Origin of the sequence: Microbispora sp. NPDC049633, assembly GCF_040675265.1 — a bacterium.
Lineage (GTDB): Bacteria > Actinomycetota > Actinomycetes > Streptosporangiales > Streptosporangiaceae > Microbispora > Microbispora maris.
Genome location: NZ_JBFAOO010000318.1, coordinates 1 through 5,499, shown reverse-complemented (window position 1 = coordinate 5,499; position 5,499 = coordinate 1). Strand labels below are relative to the sequence as shown.

Sequence of the window (5,499 nt, the reverse complement as noted above, 5' to 3'; positions counted from 1 at the left end):
GGGGGGCGGCGACGGCGCCGCCAACGTGCGGCGGTACGTCGCCGCCGCGGGCATGGCGGGTTGGCCCGTGCTGTCGGAGCCGAACGGCGGCGGCCGGTACGGCGACCACGCGATCTCGACCTACCACTTCCTGCTGGGCGACCAGGAGTGGGCCGACGCCCACCGGCCGGACGTCGTGGTCACCCTCGGCCGCCCCGGGCTGTCACGCCCGCTGCTGTCGTGGCTGCGCCGGGCCGAGGAGCACATCGTCGTGGCCCCCGACCTGACCCGGTGGCCCGACCCGACGCGTTCGGCGACCCAGGTGGCCCAGGCCGTGGAGATCCCGATCGCCGCGGGAGGGGACGCCTGGCTGCGTGCCTGGCGGCACGCCGACCAGCTGGCCCGCGAGGCGCTCGACACGGTGCTCGACTCCTCCGGGCTGACCGAGCCGCGGCTGGCCAGGGACCTCGTCGAGGTGCTGCCCAACGGGTCGCTGCTGTTCTGCGGCTCGTCCATGCCGATCCGCGACCTCGACCAGGCCATGCGCCCCCGGCGAGGGCTGCGGCTCATGGCCAACCGGGGCGCCTCGGGCATCGACGGCCTGGTCTCCACCGCCGTCGGGGCCGCGCTCGCCCACAACGGGCCGGCGTACGCGCTGATCGGCGACCTGACTCTCCTGCACGACCAGAACGGGCTGATCCTCGGTCCGCGCGAGCCCCGGCCCGACCTGTGCCTGGTAGTGGTGAACAACGACGGCGGCGGGATCTTCTCGCTGCTGCCGCAGGCCGCGATCGAGGACCCGTTCGAGCGGGTCTTCGGCACCCCGCACGGCGTGGACTTCGGCTACCTGGCCGCCGCCAGCGGATTGCCGTACGCGCTGGTGGATGATCCCGAGGAGCTGTCCAGGGCGATCAAGGGGGACGGCCTGCGGATGGTGGAGGCGCGCACCGACCGGGCGCGCAACGCGGCCGTCCACGTCGCGATGCGCGAGGCCGTACGCGCCGCCATGCGCGGTTGATCGTTTCCAGGTCGGACGCCCGGTCGCGCCCGTCCTTCCGCAGGCTTACCCCTGTTGGTCCTTCCGGCGGATGCCGCACTCGCGGGGCGACGGCAGAATGGGTGCTGTTTCCCCGCCATGAGGAGTGAGATGCACGTCGACGAGTGGCTGCAGACCATCCCGTCCGTCTGGGTCTACGTGCTCGTGGGCGCCGTCATCGGGCTGGAGAGCCTGGGCATCCCGCTCCCGGGTGAGATCGTGCTGGTGAGCGCCGCGCTGCTGTCGTCCAGAGGAGTCGTGGACCCGCTGATCGTCGGGATCTGCGCGAGCGGCGGGGCGATCATCGGGGACTCGATCGGCTACCTGATCGGCCGAAGGGGCGGACGGCCGCTGTTCGACCGCCTGGGGCGGCGCTTCCCCAAGCACTTCGGCCCGGCGCACATCGCCAAGGCGGAGCAGGTGTTCAACCGCCACGGCATGTGGGCGGTGTTCTTCGGCCGCTTCGTCGCCCTGCTGCGGATCCTCGCCGGGCCGCTGGCCGGCGCCCTGCACATGCCCTACTGGCGCTTCCTCGTCGCCAACATTCTCGGCGGTGTGGTGTGGGCCGGTGGGACCACGGCCGCGATCTACTACCTGGGCGTGGTGGCCGACAAGTGGCTCAAGGGCTTCTCCTGGGTCGGGCTGGTGATCGCCGTCCTGTTCGGGCTGGGCACCACGGTGTGGCTGAAGCGCAAGGCCGCCAAGGCGGCCGCCGAGGAGAGCGTGCCGGAGACCGTCAGCGCCTCCTGACGCGCCGTCCGTTTTCCGCCAGCCCCGCGGACGGCCGCGAGGCCACCATGAGGGCATGCCGTACGAGATCAGGGCCATCGCGCCCGACGTGCTTGACCAGCTGAGGAAGACCGACGACGCCGGGCGCCGGCCGCGCCGGATCGTCGAGAGCGAGGGCGGCAACCCGCTGCGCTGCTGCCTGCGCCGCTCCCGGCGCGGGGAGGCGATCCTGCTCGCGGCCTACGCGCCGCTGCGCCGCTGGGCGCTGGAGACCGGCGCGGACCCCGGCGCGTACGAGGAGGTCGGGCCGGTGTTCGTGCACGAGGAGCCGTGCGGGGGACCGGTGCCGGGCTACCCCGCGGCCATGGGCGGCCCGCGGCGGGTCTTCCGCACCTACCGCGCCGACGGGTCCATCCTGAACGGGCACCTCGTGGACGCGCACCAGTCGGCCGACCCTCTCGCGGCCTCGATCCTCCTGGACACCCTGCTGGAGGACCCGGAGGCGGCGCTGGTCCACGTGCGGGCCGTGGAGTTCGGCTGCTTCCTGTTCGAGGTACGGCGCGTCGTGTTGGACAATCCCACTACGGGCGGCGTGCCGGTTCGTTGAGCCGGACGAAGCAGCGGCCGGTAAGGACGCCTAGCGTTCGGGCGACGGCCCCGGCGACGGAAGGACCCTTCGATGGCTGACGCGGCAGGACGATGGGGGACGCGGCTCGGTGAGCTGATCGCCGAGTACGAGGTCCCCGGCGCGTCCCTGGCATGCCTGCACGAGGGAGAGGTCCGCGAGTTCGCCGCCGGCGTGCTCAACGTCGCCACCGGCGTCGAGGCGACTCCCGACTCCCTCTTCCAGATCGGCTCGATCACGAAGCTGTGGACCTCGACGCAGATCATGCTGCTGGCCGAGCAGGGGCGGGTCACCCTCGACACCCCCGTGCGGGAGATCCTGCCGGAGTTCCGGGTCGCGGACCCGGAGGTGACCAAGAGGGTCACGCTCCGGCACCTGCTGTCGCACACCTCGGGCATCGACGGTGACCTGTTCCTCGACACGGGCCGGGGCGACGACTGCCTGGAAAGGTACGTCGAGGCCTGCGCGGACCTCGCGCAGAACCACCCGCTCGGGGCCACCCAGTCGTACTGCAACTCCGGCTTCTCCGTCGCCGGGCGGGTGGTCGAGCGCCTGACAGGCAAGGTGTGGGACGCCGCGCTGCGCGAGCAGATCGTCGAGCCGCTGGGCCTGACCCACACCTGGACCCTGCCGGAGGACGTCCTGCGGTTCCGCGCGGCCATGGGCCACATCGACGGTGTGCCGGCGCCGATGTGGGGCCTGATGCGCTCGGGGGGGCCGGCCGGGCTGATCTGTGCCCGTGCCGCCGACGTCGTGGCCTTCGCCCGCGCCCATCTGGAAGGCGGCCTGCTCGCCGATCCCCGCGCGATGTGGGAGCCGCAGGTGGACATCCCGAACCCGCACACCCTGGGCAGGCAGTGGGGGATCGGCTGGATCCTCGACGAGTGGGACGGCCGCCGGGTGATCTCGCACGGCGGCAACACGATCGGCCAGGCCGCCATGCTCTGGGCGGTCCCCGAGGCGGGCGCCGTCGTGTGCCTGCTGGCCAACGGCGGCCAGACCGGCGCCTTCCAGCACGCCGTGGCCACCGAGTTGTTCGGCGACCTGCTCGGCGTGGCCGTCCCGCCCGTGCTCGGACCTCCGGCCGAGCCGTACGAGACCGACGTGGAGCGGTACGCCGGTGTCTACGAGCGAATCGGCACGCGGATCACGATGACCGTGCGCGACGGAGCCCTGGCGACGCACATCGAGGCCACCGGGGCCCTCGCCGGCGTGCAGCCGCCCGTGGACCTCGACCTCGTGCCGGTGGACGACGTCACGTTCGTCGGCCGCCCGCAGGGGCGGCCCGACTGGTGGTCGGCGGTGTTCTTCCGGCTCCCCGACGGCACGCCGTACGTCCACCTCGGCGCGCGGGCCACGCCCAGGACCGGCTGAGGCGGGGGATGAACACGCGGCCGCGCGCCAGCCTGCGCCGGGTCCTGGAGGACATCGGCAGCACCGTGCTCGACGTGGCCGCCTCACCCGGTGACCTCGACGCCGAGGTCACCGGGGTGCACATCCACGACCCCATGGACGAGCCGCCGCTGCAGGAGGGGGCTCTCGTGCTCGCCGTCGGGGTGGACTCGGCCGAGCGGATACGGGCTCTGCTCGACGCGGCCGGTCCGGTGGCCGGCATCGTGGTGAAGCAGCCGGTGGAGATCGACGAGCCGCTCCGCGCGAGGGTCCGGGAGACCGGGGTCGCGGTGCTCGGCCTCACCCGCGCCGCCTCCTGGGCCCAGGTGGCGGCGCTGCTGCGCTCCCTGCTGGCCGAACTGCGGGACCCGCTGCCGGACGAGTCGCCGGACGGCCTGTTCTCGCTGGCCAACGCCGTGTGCGCGCTGCTGGACGCACCGGTGACCATCGAGGACCGCTCCTCGCGGGTGCTGGCGTACTCCGAGCGGCAGGAGGAGGCCGACCCCGGGCGGGTGGCGACCGTGCTCGGCCGTCAGGTGCCGGAGCGGTACCGGCGGATGCTGCAGGAAGGGGGCGTCTTCCGCCGGCTCTACCAGAGCCGTGAGCCGATCTACATCGAACTGCACGACGAGGGGATCAACCGGGCGGCGGTGGCCGTCCGCTCGGGCGACGAGATCCTCGGCTCCATCTGGGCCGCCGTGCGCGAGCCGCTGAGCGAGCAGCGGCGGCGCGCCCTCGCCGACGCCGCGAAGATCGTCGCGCTGCAGCTTCTGCGGCAGCGCGCCGGGGCCGACACCAGCAGGCGGCTGCGCGCCGACCTCCTGGCGACCGTGCTCGCCGGCGGCCGCGACGCCGCGGAGGCGGCGGGCCGGCTGGGCGTGGCGAGCGAACGCCTGTGCGTGCTCGCGGCCCAGCTCACCGAGGAGGCGTACGACGACGCCGCCCGGCTGGAGAGCGACCGGCAGCGGTTCTGCGACGCTCTCGCCCTGCACGTCGGGGCCATCCATCCGAAGGCCGCCGCCGCGCTGGTCGGCTCGGTGGCCTACGCCGTGCTGCCCCTGCAGGCCGGCGGGCAGGAGGAGGCGCGGGCCGTACGCGTGGCGGAGAGTTTCCTGACCAGGGTCGGCCCCCGGCACGCGGCCAACATCGGCGTGGGCCGCTTGGCGGCCGACCTCGCCGAGGTGGCCCGGTCGCGGGCCGACGCCGACCGGGCGCTACGGGTGCTGCGTGCCGGGGGCGCCTCCGGCCAGGCGGCCGGGTACACGAGCGTGCACTTCGAGGCGTTGCTGCTCCAGTTCTCCGACCTGGTCCGGGCGGAGAAGCAGGCGCCCACCGGGCCGTACGAACGGCTGCTCGCGTACGACGCCGAGCACGGCAGCGAGCTGGTCGCCACGCTGCGGGCCTATCTGGACGCCTTCGGCGACGTCAACGCCGCCGCCGCGCGGGTCCACGTGCACGCCAACACGTTCCGCTACCGCCTCAAGCGGTTGACCGAGATCGGCGGGCTGGACCTGTCCGACCCCGACGCGCGGCTCAGCGTCATGCTCCAGATGCGCATCTTCGGCCGGTAGCAGATCGTGCGCGCGGCCGACGCCGTGCGCCCCGATCTCACCGCCGACGAGGAACTGCGGCGACTTCCGGGCCGGGTCACCGAGCCGCCCGATCGCGGAGGTGGGTCCGGATCTGCCCGTGCCGGACGGCGCCGTGGTCGTCGACGCCACCGGGGGCATCGTCATGC

At 73.6% G+C, this 5,499-nt stretch carries 5 protein-coding genes; all 5 read left to right on the top strand.

The features are described from left to right. The coding region (locus tag AB0J39_RS37885; RefSeq protein ID WP_363473788.1) for a thiamine pyrophosphate-dependent enzyme at positions 1-997 on the top strand (997 nt) is incomplete at its 5' end. Between the two features lie 129 nt (positions 998-1,126). Further along, positions 1,127-1,765 carry a DedA family protein gene (locus AB0J39_RS37880; RefSeq protein ID WP_363473786.1) on the top strand — a complete coding sequence of 213 codons (639 nt, stop codon included), beginning with the start codon at positions 1,127-1,129 and terminating at the stop codon, positions 1,763-1,765. A 55-nt stretch (positions 1,766-1,820) separates the two neighbouring features. Beyond that, on the top strand, positions 1,821-2,351 hold the full coding sequence (locus AB0J39_RS37875; RefSeq protein ID WP_363473785.1) for a DUF1203 domain-containing protein: 531 nt from the start codon (positions 1,821-1,823) through the stop codon (positions 2,349-2,351). Between the two features lie 72 nt (positions 2,352-2,423). Continuing rightward, positions 2,424-3,743 (top strand): serine hydrolase, encoded by a 1,320-nt coding sequence (locus AB0J39_RS37870; RefSeq protein ID WP_363473783.1) that lies wholly within the window; start codon positions 2,424-2,426, stop codon positions 3,741-3,743. Between the two features lie 8 nt (positions 3,744-3,751). Then, complete coding sequence (locus AB0J39_RS37865; RefSeq protein ID WP_363473782.1) at positions 3,752-5,332, top strand: helix-turn-helix domain-containing protein; 1,581 nt, start codon at positions 3,752-3,754, stop codon at positions 5,330-5,332. The last annotated feature ends 167 nt before the right edge of the window (positions 5,333-5,499 follow it).

Bases quoted from the DNA above. Each gene is read 5' to 3' on its own strand.
- AB0J39_RS37865 (WP_363473782.1), top strand. From the start codon at position 3,752: ATGAACACGCGGCCGCGCGCCAGCCTGCGCCGGGTCCTGGAGGACATC.
- AB0J39_RS37880 (WP_363473786.1), top strand. From the start codon at position 1,127: ATGCACGTCGACGAGTGGCTGCAGACCATCCCGTCCGTCTGGGTCTAC.
- AB0J39_RS37875 (WP_363473785.1), top strand. From the start codon at position 1,821: ATGCCGTACGAGATCAGGGCCATCGCGCCCGACGTGCTTGACCAGCTG.
- AB0J39_RS37870 (WP_363473783.1), top strand. From the start codon at position 2,424: ATGGCTGACGCGGCAGGACGATGGGGGACGCGGCTCGGTGAGCTGATC.